The 17,751-nt window shown below is 66.5% G+C and carries 19 protein-coding genes, 1 tRNA gene and 1 pseudogene; 10 read left to right on the top strand and 11 right to left on the bottom strand.

Annotated features, from left to right (window positions below; all coding sequences use genetic code 11):
• Positions 1–104: 104 nt before the first annotated feature.
• Positions 105–1,877 carry a fatty acyl-AMP ligase gene (locus BXU08_RS00715; protein ID WP_077507669.1) on the bottom strand — a complete coding sequence of 591 codons (1,773 nt, stop codon included), beginning with the start codon at positions 1,875–1,877 and terminating at the stop codon, positions 105–107.
• Positions 1,878–1,999: 122 nt separating this feature from the next.
• Here BXU08_RS00715 and BXU08_RS00720 point away from each other — a divergent pair, with 122 nt between their 5' ends.
• From BXU08_RS00720 to BXU08_RS20245, 5 genes and pseudogenes are all read left to right on the top strand, one after another.
• A complete protein-coding gene (locus BXU08_RS00720; protein ID WP_077507672.1) occupies positions 2,000–2,548 on the top strand; it encodes a regulatory protein RecX in 549 nt (182 codons plus the stop codon).
• An 85-nt stretch (positions 2,549–2,633) separates the two neighbouring features.
• The gene (locus BXU08_RS00725; RefSeq protein ID WP_077507674.1) at positions 2,634–3,218 is read left to right on the top strand and encodes a cold-shock protein; all 585 of its coding nucleotides are present in this window, start codon (positions 2,634–2,636) and stop codon (positions 3,216–3,218) included.
• 4 nt (positions 3,219–3,222) lie between these two features.
• Complete coding sequence (locus BXU08_RS00730) at positions 3,223–3,726, top strand: DUF192 domain-containing protein (RefSeq protein WP_077507677.1); 504 nt, start codon at positions 3,223–3,225, stop codon at positions 3,724–3,726.
• Between the two features lie 51 nt (positions 3,727–3,777).
• Positions 3,778–4,170 (top strand): NADH:ubiquinone oxidoreductase subunit NDUFA12, encoded by a 393-nt coding sequence (locus BXU08_RS00735; RefSeq protein WP_077507680.1) that lies wholly within the window; start codon positions 3,778–3,780, stop codon positions 4,168–4,170.
• 188 nt (positions 4,171–4,358) lie between these two features.
• A pseudogene (locus BXU08_RS20245) lies at positions 4,359–4,592 on the top strand (DUF2155 domain-containing protein); the annotation flags it as partial.
• 35 nt (positions 4,593–4,627) lie between these two features.
• Here the strand turns inward: BXU08_RS20245 and aat are convergent.
• The 4 genes from aat to BXU08_RS00760 all read right to left on the bottom strand — a co-directional run bounded on the left by aat (position 4,628) and on the right by BXU08_RS00760 (position 7,987).
• Positions 4,628–5,374: a leucyl/phenylalanyl-tRNA--protein transferase gene (aat, locus tag BXU08_RS00745; protein WP_077507683.1), complete on the bottom strand. Its 747-nt coding sequence runs from the start codon at positions 5,372–5,374 to the stop codon at positions 4,628–4,630.
• A gap of 7 nt (positions 5,375–5,381) precedes the next feature.
• The gene (locus BXU08_RS00750) at positions 5,382–6,113 is read right to left on the bottom strand and encodes a ParA family protein (RefSeq protein WP_077507686.1); all 732 of its coding nucleotides are present in this window, start codon (positions 6,111–6,113) and stop codon (positions 5,382–5,384) included.
• Between the two features lie 86 nt (positions 6,114–6,199).
• Positions 6,200–6,583: a hypothetical protein gene (locus BXU08_RS00755; protein WP_077507688.1), complete on the bottom strand. Its 384-nt coding sequence runs from the start codon at positions 6,581–6,583 to the stop codon at positions 6,200–6,202.
• A 114-nt stretch (positions 6,584–6,697) separates the two neighbouring features.
• Positions 6,698–7,987: a type VI secretion protein ImpB gene (locus tag BXU08_RS00760; protein ID WP_077507691.1), complete on the bottom strand. Its 1,290-nt coding sequence runs from the start codon at positions 7,985–7,987 to the stop codon at positions 6,698–6,700.
• 203 nt (positions 7,988–8,190) lie between these two features.
• Between BXU08_RS00760 and BXU08_RS00765 the strand changes: the two genes are divergently transcribed.
• Positions 8,191–8,670, top strand: coding sequence for a hypothetical protein (locus BXU08_RS00765; protein WP_077507694.1), 480 nt, complete (start codon positions 8,191–8,193; stop codon positions 8,668–8,670).
• A gap of 10 nt (positions 8,671–8,680) precedes the next feature.
• On the opposite strand, the gene BXU08_RS00770 is transcribed toward BXU08_RS00765, so the two are convergent.
• Positions 8,681–9,214, bottom strand: coding sequence for a DNA-deoxyinosine glycosylase (locus BXU08_RS00770; RefSeq protein WP_253190461.1), 534 nt, complete (start codon positions 9,212–9,214; stop codon positions 8,681–8,683).
• On the opposite strand from BXU08_RS00770, the gene BXU08_RS00775 reads away from it, so the two are divergent.
• Positions 9,201–9,530: a DUF962 domain-containing protein gene (locus tag BXU08_RS00775; RefSeq protein WP_077507700.1), complete on the top strand. Its 330-nt coding sequence runs from the start codon at positions 9,201–9,203 to the stop codon at positions 9,528–9,530. The two genes, BXU08_RS00770 and BXU08_RS00775, sit on opposite strands and share 14 nt — an antisense overlap.
• Here the strand turns inward: BXU08_RS00775 and BXU08_RS00780 are convergent.
• The 4 genes from BXU08_RS00780 to BXU08_RS00795 form a co-directional block, all read right to left on the bottom strand.
• Positions 9,531–9,606, bottom strand: a tRNA-Thr gene (locus BXU08_RS00780). It abuts the gene before it with no gap.
• 18 nt (positions 9,607–9,624) lie between these two features.
• Entirely contained in the window at positions 9,625–10,488 is an 864-nt protein-coding gene (locus tag BXU08_RS00785) for a hypothetical protein (RefSeq protein WP_077507702.1), read from the bottom strand.
• A 23-nt stretch (positions 10,489–10,511) separates the two neighbouring features.
• Positions 10,512–10,859 (bottom strand): hypothetical protein, encoded by a 348-nt coding sequence (locus tag BXU08_RS00790; RefSeq protein ID WP_150125365.1) that lies wholly within the window; start codon positions 10,857–10,859, stop codon positions 10,512–10,514.
• Positions 10,852–12,171: a replication-associated recombination protein A gene (locus tag BXU08_RS00795; protein WP_077507706.1), complete on the bottom strand. Its 1,320-nt coding sequence runs from the start codon at positions 12,169–12,171 to the stop codon at positions 10,852–10,854. Before BXU08_RS00795 ends, BXU08_RS00790 begins: the two co-directional genes overlap by 8 nt.
• Positions 12,172–12,268: 97 nt before the next feature.
• Between BXU08_RS00795 and ubiM the strand changes: the two genes are divergently transcribed.
• The 3 genes from ubiM to BXU08_RS00810 all read left to right on the top strand — a co-directional run bounded on the left by ubiM (position 12,269) and on the right by BXU08_RS00810 (position 14,520).
• Positions 12,269–13,438: a 5-demethoxyubiquinol-8 5-hydroxylase UbiM gene (gene ubiM / locus BXU08_RS00800; RefSeq protein ID WP_150125366.1), complete on the top strand. Its 1,170-nt coding sequence runs from the start codon at positions 12,269–12,271 to the stop codon at positions 13,436–13,438.
• Positions 13,439–13,520: 82 nt separating this feature from the next.
• A complete protein-coding gene (locus BXU08_RS00805; protein WP_077507708.1) occupies positions 13,521–14,132 on the top strand; it encodes a PadR family transcriptional regulator in 612 nt (203 codons plus the stop codon).
• A gap of 64 nt (positions 14,133–14,196) precedes the next feature.
• Positions 14,197–14,520 carry a DUF2218 domain-containing protein gene (locus BXU08_RS00810; protein WP_077511862.1) on the top strand — a complete coding sequence of 108 codons (324 nt, stop codon included), beginning with the start codon at positions 14,197–14,199 and terminating at the stop codon, positions 14,518–14,520.
• 3 nt (positions 14,521–14,523) lie between these two features.
• On the opposite strand, the gene BXU08_RS00815 is transcribed toward BXU08_RS00810, so the two are convergent.
• Positions 14,524–17,751, bottom strand: a complete 3,228-nt coding sequence (locus BXU08_RS00815; protein WP_077507710.1) for a DUF3857 domain-containing protein — start codon at positions 17,749–17,751, stop codon at positions 14,524–14,526.

The following is a 17,751-nucleotide window of genomic DNA, read 5'->3' on the forward strand; positions in this document are numbered from 1 at the left end:
TTAGCGAGTGGTTAGGCCCGAGACCGAAACGGACGAAATTTACGCAGCCGGCCGGATCAGGCCGGGCGCGGGTGGACCGGATCGCCCGGTCCGCCCGCAATGTCTCAGGCAGCAAGGTCGTAGGGCTTGATCTCGCCGTTCAGATAGAGGTTGCGCGCTTTTGCCCGGCTCAGCTTGCCCGAGCTGGTGCGCGGCAGCGTGCGAGGCGGAACGAGCTCGATCACGCAGTTCATGCCGGTGACCGAACGCACGCGTTCGCGGATCTCGTCACGCAGGCGGATGCGCTCATTCTCGTCCGAGGTGCGGCACTGGACGAGTACCGCCGGCGTCTCCTCGCCACCCGGAGTGGTGATCGCGAAGGCGGCGATGTCGCCCTGCTTGAAGCCCGGGAGCTGCTCGACTGCCCATTCGATGTCCTGCGGCCAGTGATTGCGGCCGTTGACAATGATCATGTCCTTCGCCCGACCGACGATATAGACATAGCCTTCCGACAAATATCCCATGTCGCCGGTGTCGAGCCAGCCATCGGCCATGCAGGCGGCAGTCGATTCGGGATCGCGGAAATAGCCGACCATCACCGATGGGCCGCGGCACCAAACCTTGCCAATTGCCTTTTCGGGGAGCGGCGTGCCGTCTTCCTCGCGGATCTGGACTTCCATGTCCTTCACCGGCTTGCCGCAATTGACGATCGCGCGGAAGCGCTGTGGACGGTCCTCACGTGCGACGTCGCCGCCCGAAAGCTGGGTCTCCTCGACCAGTTCGACGACGATGCCTTCGCCCGGGGGCATGATCGAAACCGCCAGCGTCGCTTCGGCAAGGCCATAGCTCGGCAGGAACGCGCTGGCCTTGAACCCGGCATCCGCGAACGCATCGACGAACGACTGCATCACGTCGGGGCGGATCATGTCGGCACCGTTGCCCGCCACGCGCCAGCGCGACAGATCGAAACGATCGCTCGCCTTGGTCTGGCTCGACATGCGGCGCGCGCATATGTCGTAGCCGAAGGTCGGCGAATAGGAGAGGGTGGTGCCCTGGTTGCGGCTGATGAGGTCGAGCCAAGCCAGCGGGCGCCGCGCGAAATCCTCGGTCTTCAGATAATCGGTCGAGACCTGATTGGCGACGACCGACAGGAAGCAGCCGACCAGACCCATGTCATGATACCAGGGCAGCCAGGAGATGCAGCGGTCGCTGTCCTGCAGTCGCATGCCATGGCTGTGCGCCGACAGATTGTTGAGCAGCGCATGATGCGTGATCGCAACGCCGTGCGGGAAGCGTGTCGAGCCGCTCGAATATTGGAGATATGCGATGTCGGAGGTCTCGGCCTCGGGAAGCGCGATCTCCGGCGCGGCGCGCTCGCCGAATTCGGACCAGTCGATTCCCTGCACGTTGGTGATCCGCGCAGCTTCGGCGCACATCGCGCCGATCTCGGGCGGGTAGATCAGCATGGTCGGGTCGCAGCTTTCGAGCTGGACGCGAAGCTGGTCGATATAGGATTGGGCACCGCCGAAGCTGGTCGGCAGCGGCAGCGGCACCGGCCAGGCGCCGGCATAGACGACGCCGAAGAACAGCGACGCGAACTCGGCCCCCGTCTCCGCGATCAGCGCGATGCGGTCCTCGGGCTTCACGCCGGCCGCGATCAGGCGATAGGCCTGCGAGATTGCGTCTCGCCGCAGCTCGGCGAATGGATAGGGCTGCGTCAGGTTGCCCCGCGCATCGTGAAAGTTCAGCCCGCGAACGCCTTGTGCCGCATAGTCCAGCGCGTCGCCCAAGGTGGCGAAATCGGCCAGGCGGCGCGGCAAATCATCATTGGTCGGGGTAGGGACGGGTTTTTCCGCCTCCATGATACCCGCGTGCGATCCCGTTTCGTCCAATACCATTCTTTGTCTCGTGCCCCTGTGAGCTGACAGGCCGTTGTGCCCCACAACGCATACTAAATGCGGACGGCTCTGCTACGCACTGGCGTTCAAAATCGGTTGCCAGTGTGGCACAATCATGGCGCATGACCCGCCCCCGGCATCCGCCCACCCCCTTGAGCCCTGCCGATCTGGAGCGTTTCGCACTGCGATATGTCGAGCGCTACGCAACGACGCGGGGTCGGCTGGCCGATTATCTCAGGCGCAAAATCCGTGAACGCGGGTGGAGCGGGGACGCCACGCCCGACCTGGCAGATCTCGCGCAGCGCATGGCCGATCGAGGCTATATCGACGATCGCCTGTTTGCCGAATCCAAGGCGAACGCCATGGGCCGCAGGGGGCTCGGCGCGCGGCGCATCGGCGAAGCGCTTCGGCATGCGGGGATCGAATCCGAGGACTTGGAGGCTGTGACGCCCGGCGTGAAGGCGGGCTCCGTCGCCAGCGCGATCGCCTTTGCCAAGCGCAAGCGAATCGGCCCCTTCGCGCGCGAAACCGCCGAGCGGCCGGTTCAGGAGAAGCATCTCGCGGCGATGCTGCGTGCTGGACACGCCCTTGATCTGGCGCGCAGGATCGTCCGCATGGCTCCTGGCGACGACCCCGAGGCGCTGATCGTCCCTGAGTGGGACCAGTTATAATTAATCCTTAAAGACCGAATCTAACAAAGGAATTCCACATTTAGAAAATGCTGTGTTAAATACGGCCCCTTGGGGGACTAGGATAATGCGTGCTGAACAACAGCTTGCGCCTCGCGACGATGCAGTCGCACCGCTGGGGGATGAGGGTTTCAGGGCGGAAACGGCGTTTGAAGGCCAGGTTTATTGCGGTGTCGTAAAGTGGTTCGACGTAACCCGGGGGTTTGGGTTTCTCGTCGCTGACGACAGCGAGGCCGGCGACATATTGATTCATTTCACCGTGCTGCAGGAGCACGGAAGGCGGAGCCTTCCCGAAGGCGCGCGAGTCGAATGCGTTGCCGTAAATCGCCAACGCGGGCTCCAGGCCAAAGAAATTCGATCGATTGACCTCAGTGAGGCTATTGAGGCGCCGAAGCGCCCGGCCGACCGCGTCGACAGGGTTCGCCTGATCGATGATGCCGGCCCGTTCGAATCGGTTTCGGTCAAATGGTTCAATCGCCTCAAGGGCTATGGATTTCTGGTGCGCGACGCCGACTCCGCGGATATATTCGTCCATATGGAAACGCTGCGCCGCGCCGAGATCGATGAAGTCGAACCGGGCCAGCCGCTCAAGGCGCGCATCGTCGAAGGCGACAAGGGTCCGCTGGCAGTGGCGGTCGAAAGGACCGACTGAGACGATGATTTTCCGGCGTGAAGTTCGCGCGGCATTCGCCGCAGCGGCGTTGCTCGTCTCGGGTGCTTGCAACGGTGACATAGGTCCCAGCGCACTGGCCGAACAGAGTGTGCCGGCCAAGATGGTGGTGACCGTCCACGCCAAAAGCGGTCCCAGGCAGTTCAATGTCGAGGTCGCCCGCACAACTGCGGAGCAGGAACGCGGCCTGATGTTCCGCACCAACATTCCGGCGGACGGGGGGATGATCTTCACGCCCTATCCGGCGGCAGGCGGCGGGCCACGCGAGGCGAGCTTCTGGATGAAGAACACGCCCACCACGCTCGACATCATCTTCATCCGCCCCGACGGCACGATCGCCGCGATCGCCGAGAATACCTCACCCTATTCGGAGGAATCGTCGAAATCGGGCGAGCCGGTCAACGCGGTGCTGGAGATCAACGGCGGCAAGGCGCGCGAACTGGGCATCGCCGCCGGCGACAAGGTCAGCTGGGCGGGCCGGGGCCGATGAGGAGCGCGGATTCGATTGCCTCCGTCCGTCGGCGGGGCTAATCGGGCGCGCATGAGCCTGAATCGCAATCCCTTCACCTGGTGGAACGGCGCCACCCTCGGCACGTGGTTCGGCCTTCGCGGCAAGACCAGGCTGGGCGAGGATTCGCTCGGCAATGTCTATTGGGAAGGCGGCAAGGATCCCAACGGCATCCCGCGCCGCTGGGTGATCTACAACGGCTCGAACGACGCCAGCCGCGTCCCGCCCGAATGGTTCAGTTGGCTGCATCATCAGATCGACGCCGCGCCCGATCAGGCGCTGCCTGCGCCGCGCGTGTGGGAAAAGGTGGCTGAGCCCAACCAGACCGGCACGGCGCTGGCATACCGGCCGCCCGGCGCGCTCGAGGCCGGCGGCCAGCGGGCCCGCTCCACCGGCGACTACGAGGCCTGGACCCCCGAAGCATGAGGCATGGCGCCGCAACGGCGGCGGCATTGCTGCTGCTCGGGCTCGGCGCATGCAAAAGCGGCGGGGAGGCCGGCAACAACAGCGCCGACGATCTCGTCATCACCACCGATTCGTCCAATGCATCGAGTGGCGCGGAAGTGGTGGCGGTGGGCCCCGACACCAGCGTACTCAATGCCGCGGCGACGCCGATGAACGAGCGCGAGGCAGTGCTCGGCCTGCTCAACAAGCGCAACGGCGAGGCGCGCGAGTTCAAGCTCAAGCCCGGCCAAGCGGCGCGGATCGGCGACGTCATCGTCCGGCTGCGCGCCTGCGACAAGACCGCACCCTGGGAAGCGGATCAGCTGACCGGCGCGTTCGTGCAGCTCGACGTGCTGCAGCTCGACAAGAGCTGGCGGCGAGTATTTTCGGGCTGGCTCTACAAGGAGCGGCCGGCGCTCAATGTCGTCCAGCACCCGATCTACGATGTGTGGCCCAAGAGCTGCGCAATGACTTTCCGCGACAGCGGTCCCGACACCGTGCCGGCGCCTAGCGCCGGTTCGGGCGAGCGTTCGAGCGCGAAGAAATCGCCTTCGACGGAAGGCACGCCGACCGAGAGCCCCGCTGTCGAATCGCCGAGCGCGGCACCCAGCAACGCGACATAATCGTCGCGCGACACTTCGACTGCGCCGAGCGTGGCGAGGTGTTCGGTTTGGAACTGGCAATCGAGCAGCGAGAAGCGCCCCGCTTTCAGGCGCGCGACGAGATGGGCGAATGCCACTTTCGATGCGTCGCGCACGCGCGTGACCATCGACTCGCCGAAAAAGGCATGGCCCAGCGCGAGGCCGTAAAGGCCGCCGGCCAGGCGATTGCCGTCCCAGCACTCGATCGAATGGGCGAAGCCACGGCGGTGAAGCTCTATGAATACGCGCTCGATCGGGCCGTTGATCCAAGTGTCCGGCCGATCCGCGGCGGATTCGGCGCATAGCTGGACGATGCGCTCGAACTCGGTGTCCACGGTCACGCGGAAACGATCCGCGAGCAGCGTCTTACGGAGCGAGCGCGAGAGATGGAAGGCGTCGAGCGGCAGGATGCCGCGCAGCTTGGGCTCGACCCAATAGACGCTCGACGCCAGCCGGTGGTCGGCCATCGGGAACACGCCCATCGCATAGGCGCGCAGGACGAGATCGGGATCGAGATCCAGCTGGGGCGGAAGCGGATGGCTCATCGGCGCCTCAACGCGCGGAAGCCAGCCGGCGTTCGATCGCCTGCCACAAAGTTGCGAAGGCGCGCGCGCTGGGGTGGCGCGATGCGAAGGCGCCGAGCGGCGCGCGGCGCTCGGTCATCGCCTCGACGATGCTGGCCATCGGGATCACCGGCCAGTCGGGGCGCGCGGCCAGCGTATCGGCGTGCAGCTTGCGGCGCCGATCGGCCATCGAAAAGACCGGCATCAGCGGGGCCTTGCCGCCGCGCCGCGCGAGGTGGCTCTCGACTTCGGCGAAGGCGCGCATCGCGAGCGGTGACGGGATGACGGGAACGACAATCAGGTTGGCTGCGCGCATCACCTGCTCGCTGGTCTCGGTGAGTCCAGGCGGGCAATCAAGCAGCACGCGGTCATAGGACGCGGCAAGCTCCTCGATCAGCTTGGCGAGGCGCTTTTTCTTGTCGAGTTCATGGAAAATGCGGTCGAGCGCGCGCAGCGAGACGTCGGCGGCGATCAAATCGAGCCGATCGAAACCGGTATGCCGGGCGAGCTTGGCCGGGGCGACATCGCGCGTGAAGACTGCCTGCGCTTCGTGGCGGCTGGAGTCTTCGCCGCCGAGCAGAAAGGTCGCCGCCGCCTGGGGATCCAGATCCCAGAGCAGGGTGCGGCGCGACGAAAGGGCTGCCGCGGCCCATGCCAGGTTGACCGCCATCGTCGTCTTACCGACGCCGCCCTTGAGGCTGTAGATCGCGATCGTGGTCACGAATCCTCCGTTGCGCGGTCAGGCTGGCATGAAAAAGGGCCGGCGGGGAAGCCCCGCCGGCCCTTGGAAATGGAAATCGCCGCGGATCAGGCGTGGCAGTTCTTGGCAGGCTTGCCCGGAAGCGTGACGTCGACGTTCTTCGACGTGCCGGTCAGCTTGTAGCCACCTTCGGCTTCGAAAGGCTGGCCGGCTTCGGCAGCCTTGAGCATCGTGGCGGGACCGGTCTTCTCGGTCTTGAGCTGGACCTGCTTGTTGCCCTGGAAGAAATCGAGATAGACGAGGCTGTTGTCGCCGCAACGCAGCGTAACGCTTTCGGCGATCGCGGGCGGGAGTTCGACGGGGGCCGCATTGGCAAGCTGCGACGCCATCGGGTCCGGCGCGGTGCTGCTGACTTCCTCGGGCTTGTTCTGACATGCTGCGAGCGACAGGAGCGCAACGGCGGCGGTGGCGATAAGGGAGGGGTTCTTCATAGCGGGTCGTGCTTTCGAACAGGTGGCAAGAATCGTCAAGCGATTCGTGATACAAGGTCACATTATTGTGCTGCGCCGCAGCGTAACACTCCGAATGTTTCCCCCATGTGACCCTCATTCGTGGAACTCGTCGAGATCAGGGATTCTCCCGAAGGCGATCTTGGTGCCCACTGCATCGATCCGGCCGCCGTTCAGCGGCCCGACGCTGACGGCGTGGCGCCCGAACTTTTCGTTGATCCGGTCCATTGCTCGGCTGAGCGAGAGCGTGCGGGTCTCGCGTGCCAGCGGATCGTCCGGATTGAGCGCGGCGAACAGCGATCCCTGTTCGCCTTCGACGGTCTCGATCTCGCCCAGCGTTACCCCGACCATGCGCAGACGAAACCCGCCGACGCGCTGCCGCCCGGCCTCGGCAAGGCGCGGGAAGAGCGAATCGAGCGCCGCGAGGATGACGAAGCTGTCCTGCGTGCTGGGCAGCTTGATCGCGGCGCGCCAGCTGGACTTGTCGTCCTCGAACTTGCCGTGGAGCACGAGCAGCCGGCTGCGATAGCCCTTGCGCCGCAAGCGGCTCGCCGCCTTGAGCGCAAGGCGGCGTGCGGTGAGCCTGGTCGGCTCGAGCCCGCGCTTGCTTGGGGAGAGGACATGGCTGTGGCCGATCGTCCGGCTCTGTGTGGGCTTTTCAGGAAGCTCGACGCCGTGGAGCAGATACCAGAGCCGGTCGCCATTGGTGCCGCCCCACGCAGTGCCGGCGTCGCGCGGGCGGCGCTCGCAGAGCTGGCGGATGTCGAGGACGCCATCCTGCGCGAGCCGCCGTTCCATCTTGGCACCGATCCCGGCGATCTCGCGCAGCTTAAGATCGTACAGGCCGTGCGGCAACTGGTCGGCGATGAACACCACCAGACCGTCGGGCTTTTGCAGGTCCGAGGCGAGCTTGGCGAGCAGGCGGTTGGGGGCGATGCCGACCGAACTGGTCAGGCATTCGCCGACATTGGCGCGGATCGCGGCCTTGATCCGCTTGGCCAGCGCCATCGCGGCTTCGGGCGAATTCTCGTTATCGAGCAACCGGCAGGCGACTTCGTCGATGCTGCAGACATGGGTGACCGGGATATGCTTCCAGATCTCGGCGACGATCGCCTCGTGGAACTCGACATATTTTTCGTGCCGCGCCGGAGCAATTAAAATGTCGCGGCATTTGCGCTTCGCCTCCCACACCGGGGTGCCGGTGGTGATGCCGTAGCGCTTAGCCTCTACCGAGGCGGCGATCGCGACGGTGGTATCGGCGTCGACCGGCGCGACGATGACCGGACGCCCGCGCAATGCCGGATCGAGCTGCTGCTCGACGCTGGCGAAATAGCTGTTGAGATCGAGGAACAGCCAGCGCAGCGGCCGCGGCGGGAAGGCGAGCATGTTGGAAATGCCTGGCCCGGTTTCACCTTTTTCGCGGCGAACCTGAGCGAATGTTGTGGCGTCCGGATCGATTGTCGCGTTGCGTGAAAAGGCGCCGGGCGCGGCGATGGGACTATTGCGACTCACAAAAAGAACAATAGCAGAACATGCCGCTGCAGGAAATCGACTTGACCAGCACCGCTTAGGTTCCGCAGGACATGCCGATGGAAAAGCGCATGCAACGGCTGGTGATGGCGGGACTGATATTGGCGCTGGCCGGGTGCGGCGGCGAGGAACCTGTTGCCAACATCGTCGCGACACCGACACCGACACCGACGCCCGCACCGAGCCTGGGCGGAATCAATCTCAACAAGCCCATCCGCGCGCGGGGCACGTCGCCCTATTGGGACCTGTATCTGGCGCCCGGCACGATCACCTATGCCGCTTCGGCGAAACCGGGCGCCGCGATCGATCTCTATCCCGCCTCGCTCAAGCGCGACGGCGACCACGCCACGCTCACCACCCAGACCCCCGAAGGCGAGCCGGTCACGATCACGCTGACCGAGGGAAGCTGCGGCAGCGGGAATGCGGCCGCGCCGCTGCGCGCCGAGGCGAAGATCGGCACCCGCACGCTGGCCGGCTGCGCGATGCAGACCGCCTGGGCGTGGCAGAAGGATAAGCCGAAGGATCATCCGGCGCGATAGGCCCCGGGGCTCAGGCGCGATATTGCGCCAGCGCCTCCCAGGCGGGCAGCTTGGCGTCGAAGCCGATGGTGTGGAGCGGGCTGCTGGAGGGAAGCGCGACGATTTTGTAGCGAGCCGCGGTCGTGCCCAGCTGCTTCGTACCGTGGCGAAGCGCGGTGCCGCCGTTAAAGGCGATCGCGCGGAGATCGGGCAGGGTAGCGGCGAGCGCGGCGATGTCGTGCCCTTCGATATCGCGCATTGCCGCGTCGGTGCTACCCGGACGCGTGGCGCTGGCGACGACATCCCACAGCCCGATATGCGCGGAAAGGATGCACCGCAGGCGTTCTTCATAGGGCAGCGCGGCGAGATCGCGGCCGGCGGCGGGGGAAATCAGCCGCCAGAACTGGTTCTGCGGGTGGGCATAATAGCGGCGTTCGGCGAGCGAGCGTTCGCCGGGCAGCGAGCCGAGCACGAGCAGGCGGACGTGGCCGTCGATTACCGGCGGGAAGGAATGCTTGCGCGGCTCCATTGTGGTGCGATAGCTTGGCGGGATGGCGCGCACCATCACCCGCTACGCCGATTTCTGGCCCCATTACCTGCGCGAGCACGCCAAGCCCGAGACGCGCCGGCTACACTATGCCGGGACCGCGTTGACCCTCGTATTCGTGGCGCTTGCTTTGGCCTGGGGCGGCTGGTGGTGGCTGCTGGTGCCGCTTGCCGGGTATGGCTTTGCGTGGGGCGCGCATTTTGGGGTCGAGAAGAACCGGCCGGCGACATTCACTTATCCGCTATGGTCGCTATGGTCCGATTACCGGATGTTCTTCCTGTGGCTGAGCGGCCGGCTGGGGCCTCATCTCGATCGCGCCGAAGTGCGAGGATGATGGTGCCGGCTGCAGGAATCGAACCCGCGACATCCAGTTTACAAAACTGGCGCTCTACCAACTGAGCTAAGCCGGCTCCGCCGCTCCCTTAGCTTCACGGCACGCCGAAGGTCCAGCCCTCGGTGCGTGCCAATTCGGGCGTGAGCAGTGCCGGCGACCATAGTTCGGGCTGCACTGCGGCGACGCGCAGCCAGGCGGCGGAGAGGATCGCGTCGGTGGCGTGGTCGTCGTAGCGCAGCAAGGGCTGATGCAGTTCCGAGCCGAATGCGGCGAGCATCGTATCGAGCGTGGCCGCGTCGCGGATCTTCGAAATGCCCTTGCGCATGCCGGCGCGGCGTGCCGCTAGGGAGGTGTAGATTTCGACGAGCACGGGGCCGGTGTCGGGGACGGGATCGAAGGGCCATAAACCGAGCTTGCCGCGCAATTTGTGGAGCACGCGCATGCCGGTAAGGCTCGATTTGCCGACTTGCGAGGCGCCGACGAGGTTGAAGCAGCTATAGGGCGAGAGCCGCATCGCCTCCTGGCCGTGCTCGCAGACCCGGAAGCGGCCGCGGCCGGGCGGGAACAGGTCGCCGCAATCGCCGCGCTGGCGGAAATGGCGGCGGGCCTGCGCATGGTTGACGAAGCTGGTCGCAGCGAGATGCGGGTCTTCGGCGCAGATCGCGTCGACGAGCTTCCACAATGCCGGACCGTCAGGCGGCGAGGCCTCCCAGCCGGGGAAATAGGCGCCTTCGTCGTGGAAGGGGAAAGCGGGGGAGAGGTCGAGCCCGATCAGCGCGCGGGTGCCGTTGGCGGCGAGCTGCTCGAGCCAGACGAGGAGGTCGAGGCGCGACCAGCGGCGATCGATGAGCTCGGGTGCCGTGATGCCGGCGCGGGCGTGCGCGACTGCGAGCCCGGCGGGCCGCTCGACTGCCTGGCCCGACCAGTCGATCGCGATGAAATCGGTGAAGGGCTGCATCTCTCCTCGCCCGCCAGGAAAGCTCACGGCCGCTCTGCCATGCCCGCCGCCACACGCTGGGGCTTTTTGGCGCGGTCCCACCAGGCGCGCTGGATGTAGAGCTCGACGCGTTCGCGGCTGCCGGTGCCGTAGCGGACGAGGAGCATCGGATAATTGGCGTAGTGATCGGTCTGCCAGAAAGTCTCCGGGTCGGTTTCGAACAGGAGTTCTTTTTCCGGCTGCGTGACCATCAGCGCGAAGCTGCCTTTTTCGCGGCCCGGCGACATCAGGCCCTTGGCGTTGATCTTGGGACAAGGCGTGCCCCACCAGCTTTCCATCGCCACGTCGGGCAAGGTCCGGGCAAAGGCACAGGCGTCTTGCCAGTCATCCATCGCGGCGCTTCTCGCGCATCTCGTCCCACCACGCCATGCGCTCGGCGATGCGCTTTTCCATGCCGCGCTCGGTGGGCGTGTAGAAGGTCTGCGGGGTCATCTCGTCAGGCCAGTAATTGTCGCCCGAAAAGCCGCCCTCGGCATCGTGATCATAGGTATAGCCCTGGCCATAGCCGATCTGCTTCATCAGCTTGGTGGGGGCATTGAGGATGTTCTGGGGCGGCATCAGCGAGCCGGTTTCCTTGGCGCTGCGCCATGCGGCCTTTTGCGCCTTGTATGCCGCGTTCGATTTGGGTGCGGTGGCGAGATAGAGGCAGGCCTGGGCGATGGCGAGTTCGCCCTCCGGACTGCCGAGAAAGTCGTAGGTGTCCTTGGCGGCAATGCACTGGACCAGCGCCTGCGGGTCGGCGAGGCCGATATCCTCGACCGCGGCGCGCGTGAGGCGACGCAGCACGTAGAGCGGCTCCTCGCCGGCGGTGAGCATGCGCGCGAGATAGTAAAGCGCCGCCTGCGGATCGCTGCCGCGGATCGATTTATGCAGCGCCGAGATGAGGTTGTAGTGGCCCTCGCGGTCCTTGTCGTAGACTGCGACGCGGCGCTGGAGGAAGTCGCCGAGCGCGGCCGGGGTGAGCGGCGCTTCGAAGCTCACGGAGAAAAGAGTCTCGGCCTGGTTGAGCAGGAAGCGGCCGTCGCCGTCGGCGCTGGCGACCAGTGCGTCGCGCGCCTCGGGCGTAAGCGGGAGCGGACGTTCCTCGAGTTCCTCGCCGCGATCGAGCAGCTTGCACAGCGCCTTGTGGTCGAGGCGGTGGAGGATGAGCACCTGTGCGCGGCTGAGCAATGCAGCGTTTAGCTCGAACGACGGATTCTCGGTGGTCGCGCCGACCAAGGTGACGGTGCCGTCCTCGACATAGGGCAGGAAGCCGTCCTGCTGGGCGCGGTTGAAGCGATGGATCTCGTCCACGAACAACAGCGTCTTGCGGCCCATCCGGGCATATTCGCGCGCCTCGGCAAAGACCTTCTTCAAGTCCGCGACGCCCGAGAACACCGCCGAGATTGCGACGAAACGCAAGCCCACGGCATCGGCGAGCAGCCGCGCGATCGTGGTCTTGCCGGTGCCCGGCGGGCCCCACAGGATGATCGAGCTCAACTTGCCCGCTGCGACCATCCGGCCGATCGCGCCTTCGGGACCGGTGAGATGCTCCTGGCCGACGACCTGGTCGAGTTGCTGGGGACGCAGGCGATCGGCGAGCGGGCCGCTGGTGGGCACCTCGACCGGGCCGGATTGTTCGTGGGTGGCGAAAAGGTCGGCCATGGCATTTCCAGATAGGCGGTCGGGCGGCGATTTGCACCCGCTTTGACCGTGCGCAACACGCCCGAAGCATCGGCGTGCAAGATGCGCGTGAAGGAGAATGCGCGTGGATTGCGACGTGGTGATCGTGGGCGCTGGGCCGGCCGGACTGGCGCTGGCGCGATCGCTTCGCGATTGCGGGCTCGATATCGTCATGGTCGAGCGCCAGCCGCTGGCGGCGTTGACCGAGCCGCGCTTCGACGGACGCGAGATTGCGCTGACGCATGGGTCGGTGGCTATCCTCAAGGCACTGGACGCGTGGGCGCGACTCCCGGCGGCGGAGATCTCGCCGCTGCGGGCAGCGCGCGTATTAAACGGCGGTTCGCCGTTCGCGCTCGACTTCGATGCGGACGGCGAGGGGCCGCTGGGCTGGCTGGTGCCCAATCATTGCATCCGCGCGGCACTGTTCGATGCGGTGCGCGGGCAGGCGGGGTTGCGCATCCTGACAGGCGTAGGCGTCGTGCAGGCGCGGACCGGGCGCGCGGCGGCGGAGGTGGTGCTGAGCGACGGCGTGATGCTGCGGACGCGGTTGCTGGTGGCGGCGGATTCGCGGCTGTCGGCGCTGCGCGATGCGCTCGGTATCCCGGCGGAGATCAACCGGCTCGGGCGATCGATGCTGGTGTGCCGGGTTCGGCATCCGCGCCCGCATGACGGGATCGCCACCGAATGGTTCGATCACCACCAGACGATGGCGATGCTGCCGCTGGGCGAGGGGATATCATCGGCGGTGCTGACGCTGCCCAGCGCGGCGATCGACCGCCTGATGGCAATGGATGACGCTGCGCTCGACAGGGAGCTGGGTGCGCGATTCGGGCGGTCGCTGGGACCGATAGAGGTCGCGGGTGCGCGGGCCGCCTATCCGCTGGTGACGAGCTGGTCGCGGCACTTCGCGGCAACGCGCGCCGCGCTGATCGGCGATGCGGCGGTGGGGATGCATCCGGTGACGGCGCATGGCTTCAACCTTGGGCTGCGCGGGCAGGACCTGCTGGCGCGGCTGGTCCGCCAGGCGGCGCGGCGCGGGCGCGATCCGGGCGCGACGCCGCTGCTGCGCGCCTATGAACACAAGCATCGCGCGGCGTGCTGGCCGCTCTATGCCGGCACCAATCTGCTGGTGCGGCTCTACACCGACGAGGCGATGCCGGCGCGAGTGATGCGGCATGCCGGGCTGCGATTGGGGGCAACGCTTCCCTTCGTGCGTCCCGGAATCCGGCGGGTGCTGATGGCGCGCTGAATTTTCTTGGGCGCGGGGGCTTGCGTGTGTTGTTTCAAGATATATCTTAGAGCCATCGAAACGCACACTAGAAGGATTTAAGATGCGATTTGGATTTCACCACGGCCCGCGCGGCGGGCGTGATTGTGGCGGCGGACGCCATGGCCGTCCCGGTGGCTGGGGGCGCGGCTTTGGCGGCGGTCGCGGCGGTTGGGGCATGCACGACGGTCGAGAAGGCGGTCGGGGCGGCGGACGCGGACGGCGGATGTTCGACGGGGGCGAGCTTCGGCTCGTCCTGCTCAAGCTGATCGAGGAGCAGCCGCGCCACGGCTACGACCTGATCCGCGAGATCGAAGAGCGCTCGGGCGGAGCCTATGCGCCTAGCCCCGGGGTAATCTACCCGACGCTGACGATGCTCGAAGACATGGCGCTGGTCGAGGCCAGGGCCGAAGGCGCGCGCAAGGCGTTCGCCATCACCGAGGCCGGCTCGGCCGAACTGGCCGGGAAGGCGGAAGAAGTCGCGGCGCTGTTCCAGCGGCTCGCCGAGCTCGGCGAGCAGCATGCCCGCACCAGCGGCGGCCCGATTCGCCGTGCGATGGGCAATTTGCGCGCCGTGCTGCAGGAGCGACTTGCCGGCTCGGAAGTTGATCCCGAGACGTTGCACGAAGTCGCCGCGATCCTCGACGAAGCGGCGCGGAAGATCGAGCGGCTCTGACATGCCGCGACTGGAGATGCTGCGGCGCCGGCTGGGACTGGCGCCGCAGGGGAAGGAACTGGATATGACGATCACGACCGCGACGGCTTCGGCGCTGGTGCCCACTGCGAGCGCCAGCAAATATCTCCAGCAGCTTTGCAAGCACTGGGAGCACAACCTCCAGGTGGAGTTCACTCCCGAGAACGGGACGGTGATCTTCCCCAGGGATGCGCGCGGAGCCGATCACCCCGGCGATGCAGTGGTGACGTTCAACGTCGCCGAGACCGGGCTCGACGTGCGGATCGACGCCTCCTCGGACGAACAGCTCGAAGGGCTGAAGGGCGCCGTCGCCCGGCACCTCGACCGCTTCGCCTTCCGCGAGGCGCCGCTCGGGTTCGACTGGCGCTGAACGCTATTTGGCGTTGGCGGTGCCGACGGACGGAAGCTCGAGCCCGTAGCGTTTGAAACGCTCGCGGACCCCGGCTTCGTTGCGGACTGCCGCGGCGGCGTCGGCGTCCGCCTTGGCCTTGTCGCCTTTTCGCGACCAGGCGAGTGCCCGGCCAAAAAGCGAAGACGTCAGGCTCGGCACCTTGGCCAATGCGCGATCGTAGTCGGCGATCGCCTCGTCGACGCGGCCCAGGCGCAGATACACCAGCGCGCGGCTGTCGAGGAATCCGGCGGCGTCGGGTTCCTTTGCCAGCGCGGCATTGCAATCCGCCAGCGCGCTTTCCAGCACCAGCCCCTCGGTCGCCTTGGCCCAGCACAAATTGTTCAGTTCCACCGGCTTGGTAGCCTTGGCGGTGGCGGCAGCCAGATCCTTGTCGGCGCGCACCTTGTCGCCGGCATGGATATAGGCGATCCCGCGCTGGGCCAGCAGACCCGGGCTGTCCGGCATCTTGGCGAGCGCCTTCGAATAGGTCGCGATCGCGCCGGGATAATCGCCATTGTCCGCCTGGAACTCGGCCTTGCCGACCAGCGCATCGACCATTTCTGGCTCCAGCCGAAGTGCGGCGTCGATATCCTGTTGGCGGCCTGCCTTGTCTTCCTTGGGACGGATGCCGGAGCGATTGAGATAGACATAGGCTTCGGGCTTGATCGCCAGCGCGCGATCATAGGCGCGCATCGCATCGTCGGGCTTGTCGAAGGCATTGTAGATATTGGCGGCCGCGACATGCGCCCAGGGTTCGTTGGGAAGCGCCGCGACGATTGCGGTGGCCTCCGCCAACGCTTCTTCGCGCTTCCCCTGGCCGCGAAAGATATTGGCGCGCATCAGATAGAGCTCCGACCAGGTCGGCATCAGCTTCAATGCCGCGGCGGAGTCGCGCAACGCCGCCTCGTCGTCGTGCGCCGCACGATGTGCCAGGGAACGGTGGCCGAGCGAGAAGGCATCGCCGGGATCGACGTCGAGCGCAGTGGTGAACGCCGCGACTGCGTCCTTGGCAGCGCCATTGCGAGCGGCCATCAACCCGCGGGCGCGTAAGGCGACCGGATTGCGCGGATCCAGCGCGAAGGCGGCGTCGATGTCCTTGGTCGCGGCCGGGTATTCCTCTTTCCAGACGCGCGCGATACCGCGATCGGCCATCGCCCAGGCATTCTTCGGATCGAGTGCCAGCGCACGATCGAAATCGGCGATCGCTTCGTCAAATCGTTCGCGGTCGAGCAGCAGGGCGCCGCGGTCGAGAAAACCCTGCGCCGTGGTGGGCAGGGTTTCGAGCATCTGCGCGATTTCCTGGTCAGTCGGGCGATACCGGGCGGGCCGCTGCAGATAGACGGCCTTTCCGGCCAGCTCCCGCAACGTCTTTTGCGCGGCAGGGGCGTCGCGGGCCGGGAATTCCGGCGCGATGGCCCGCTCGGTCTTCTCGATCGTGAAGGCGTTGTCGACGAGCTTGCTGTGGCGGCGATATTCGATTCCCGCGACCGTCTGGTCGATGTCGCCGTGCGTGCCCGCCTTGGCCTTGTCGAAGCCGGGGGGCAGCAGGATAGTTTCGGAGACGCGGGTATAATAGGGGTAGGCGACGGCGAACGGCGCGTCGCTGTCCGGCCCCGGATCGCGGCTGAAATCGGCCTTGTAGCCGACCGAGGTTCCGTCGGTCAGATACCAGCCGCTGCTCCAGTCCATTCGCGCCATGCCCGTCAGCGACAGGCGCTGCTCGCCGGTCGCAGGATCGAAGGCCGCTGACACCGTCCTGGCTTCGATGAAATCGTACTCGCCTTTCCAATAGTCGCGCAGTGCCCGCTCGCGTGCCTCGCCGGTCAGGTTGGCGAGGCCGAGATTGGCGGCCGTTGCCGAATCGCCGCGCATCACCGTTTCGATGGTGGTCGGCGCCGGGACGGTGAGGCCCGCGCGCGCGTCGATGCGGATCACGGTCTCGTGGCCGGGCTTGTCGAGCGGCTGCGGCTGCATGCGGACCAGCGCCGCGCCCTTCGCGGTGAGCGGCAGGCCCCAGCCGAAATCGGGCACCGCCAGGCGGTCGAGGCTGGCATCGCCGGTGCGGGTTCCGTCGAGCCAATAAGTCTTGCCCCCGATTACCGTGCGAACCAGCACGTGATTGAACAGCCCGACCATCGGCAGGCGCGCGTCGAGCCCGTCGCCGAAGGTGGTGCTGACTGCGACCGGCTCGGCCTCGATGCCCATTTCGCGCAGGAGCGCGAGGAGCAGCGCCGTCTTGCCCTTGCAGTCGCCGTAGCGGCGTCCCCAGGTGACATCCGCGTCCGCCGGAACCAGTCCGCCGGTGCCCATTGCCAGCGCGACGTAGCGGACCCGGTCCTGGACCAGCGAAAGTGCCGCTTCGGCGCGGCGCTTCGGATCCGGGGATGCGGCGAGGATACGGTCCAGCTCGGCCCGCAGCGGGCTTTGCGCCGGCAAGGCCGCGGCCTTTTGATAGAGCGGCGCCAAGAGCCCGCCCATGTCCGCCCAGGAGCGGAAATCGGTGGTCTCGACCGTCGCGCCCAGTGCATAGCGCGACGGCGCGTATTTGGGCGGTTCGACCGGCTGGACCCCATCGACGGAGAATTCCACTGTCTTGCGATTGCCCGACTGGATGGGCTTGAGCGCGGGAAGGCCCGCGGTCTGCCGCAGCTGCAGCGGCAGGCTGGATGGCCACTCGATGCGCAGGTGCAGCCGATCGACGGTCATGCCGTTCCATCCGCCGACGAGATGCTCGACATGGCCGTCCAGCACGGGATCGCTCGACGAGAGCGACGTCGCGAATTCGATGATGTCGCCGACCTGCAGCCCCTCGGGCTGGATGTTGGCAGTCAGCATGCCGTCGAGCGTCGCGCTTTCCAGGTTGGTTTCACGCCGCAGCACGGTGAACGTCTGGCCCGATGCCAGCACGTCGATCACCTTGTCGCCGCGCCGGATCGTCAGCTTGTGCACCGTCAGCTCGTCGGTGTCCGGCCGCCAGGGGAAGGAGATGTTCCCCGCGGCGAGCCCCTGCGGCGTCTGGATCTTGACCGCGACTTCGGAGTAGATCGTCTGGCGGCCGGCTTCCAGCGTAACCTGCTGGTCCCACAACAGCATCCGGATCGCGGCATCGTCGGGCTTGGCCGGCGCCGGCGGCAGGGCGACCGGTTTCACCCAGGCGGGCACCGGGCCGATCACCGGCTTGTCGCCTGCGTATGCGGCAGGCGTGATCAT

Origin of the sequence: Sphingomonas sp. LM7, from assembly GCF_002002925.1 — a bacterium.
GTDB lineage: Bacteria > Pseudomonadota > Alphaproteobacteria > Sphingomonadales > Sphingomonadaceae > Sphingomonas.

Excerpts from the sequence above, each read along its gene's own strand:
- BXU08_RS00715 (WP_077507669.1), bottom strand. The coding sequence starts at position 1,877 with ATGGTATTGGACGAAACGGGATCGCACGCGGGTATCATGGAGGCGGAA.
- BXU08_RS00720 (WP_077507672.1), top strand. The coding sequence starts at position 2,000 with ATGACCCGCCCCCGGCATCCGCCCACCCCCTTGAGCCCTGCCGATCTG.
- BXU08_RS00725 (WP_077507674.1), top strand. The coding sequence starts at position 2,634 with ATGCGTGCTGAACAACAGCTTGCGCCTCGCGACGATGCAGTCGCACCG.
- BXU08_RS00730 (WP_077507677.1), top strand. The coding sequence starts at position 3,223 with ATGATTTTCCGGCGTGAAGTTCGCGCGGCATTCGCCGCAGCGGCGTTG.
- BXU08_RS00735 (WP_077507680.1), top strand. The coding sequence starts at position 3,778 with ATGAGCCTGAATCGCAATCCCTTCACCTGGTGGAACGGCGCCACCCTC.
- aat (WP_077507683.1), bottom strand. The coding sequence starts at position 5,374 with ATGAGCCATCCGCTTCCGCCCCAGCTGGATCTCGATCCCGATCTCGTC.
- BXU08_RS00755 (WP_077507688.1), bottom strand. The coding sequence starts at position 6,583 with ATGAAGAACCCCTCCCTTATCGCCACCGCCGCCGTTGCGCTCCTGTCG.
- BXU08_RS00760 (WP_077507691.1), bottom strand. The coding sequence starts at position 7,987 with ATGCTCGCCTTCCCGCCGCGGCCGCTGCGCTGGCTGTTCCTCGATCTC.
- BXU08_RS00765 (WP_077507694.1), top strand. The coding sequence starts at position 8,191 with ATGGAAAAGCGCATGCAACGGCTGGTGATGGCGGGACTGATATTGGCG.
- BXU08_RS00775 (WP_077507700.1), top strand. The coding sequence starts at position 9,201 with ATGGCGCGCACCATCACCCGCTACGCCGATTTCTGGCCCCATTACCTG.
- BXU08_RS00770 (WP_253190461.1), bottom strand. The coding sequence starts at position 9,214 with ATGGTGCGCGCCATCCCGCCAAGCTATCGCACCACAATGGAGCCGCGC.
- BXU08_RS00785 (WP_077507702.1), bottom strand. The coding sequence starts at position 10,488 with ATGCAGCCCTTCACCGATTTCATCGCGATCGACTGGTCGGGCCAGGCA.
- BXU08_RS00790 (WP_150125365.1), bottom strand. The coding sequence starts at position 10,859 with ATGGATGACTGGCAAGACGCCTGTGCCTTTGCCCGGACCTTGCCCGAC.
- BXU08_RS00795 (WP_077507706.1), bottom strand. The coding sequence starts at position 12,171 with ATGGCCGACCTTTTCGCCACCCACGAACAATCCGGCCCGGTCGAGGTG.
- ubiM (WP_150125366.1), top strand. The coding sequence starts at position 12,269 with ATGCGCGTGGATTGCGACGTGGTGATCGTGGGCGCTGGGCCGGCCGGA.
- BXU08_RS00805 (WP_077507708.1), top strand. The coding sequence starts at position 13,521 with ATGCGATTTGGATTTCACCACGGCCCGCGCGGCGGGCGTGATTGTGGC.
- BXU08_RS00810 (WP_077511862.1), top strand. The coding sequence starts at position 14,197 with ATGACGATCACGACCGCGACGGCTTCGGCGCTGGTGCCCACTGCGAGC.
- BXU08_RS00815 (WP_077507710.1), bottom strand. The coding sequence starts at position 17,751 with ATGATCACGCCTGCCGCATACGCAGGCGACAAGCCGGTGATCGGCCCG.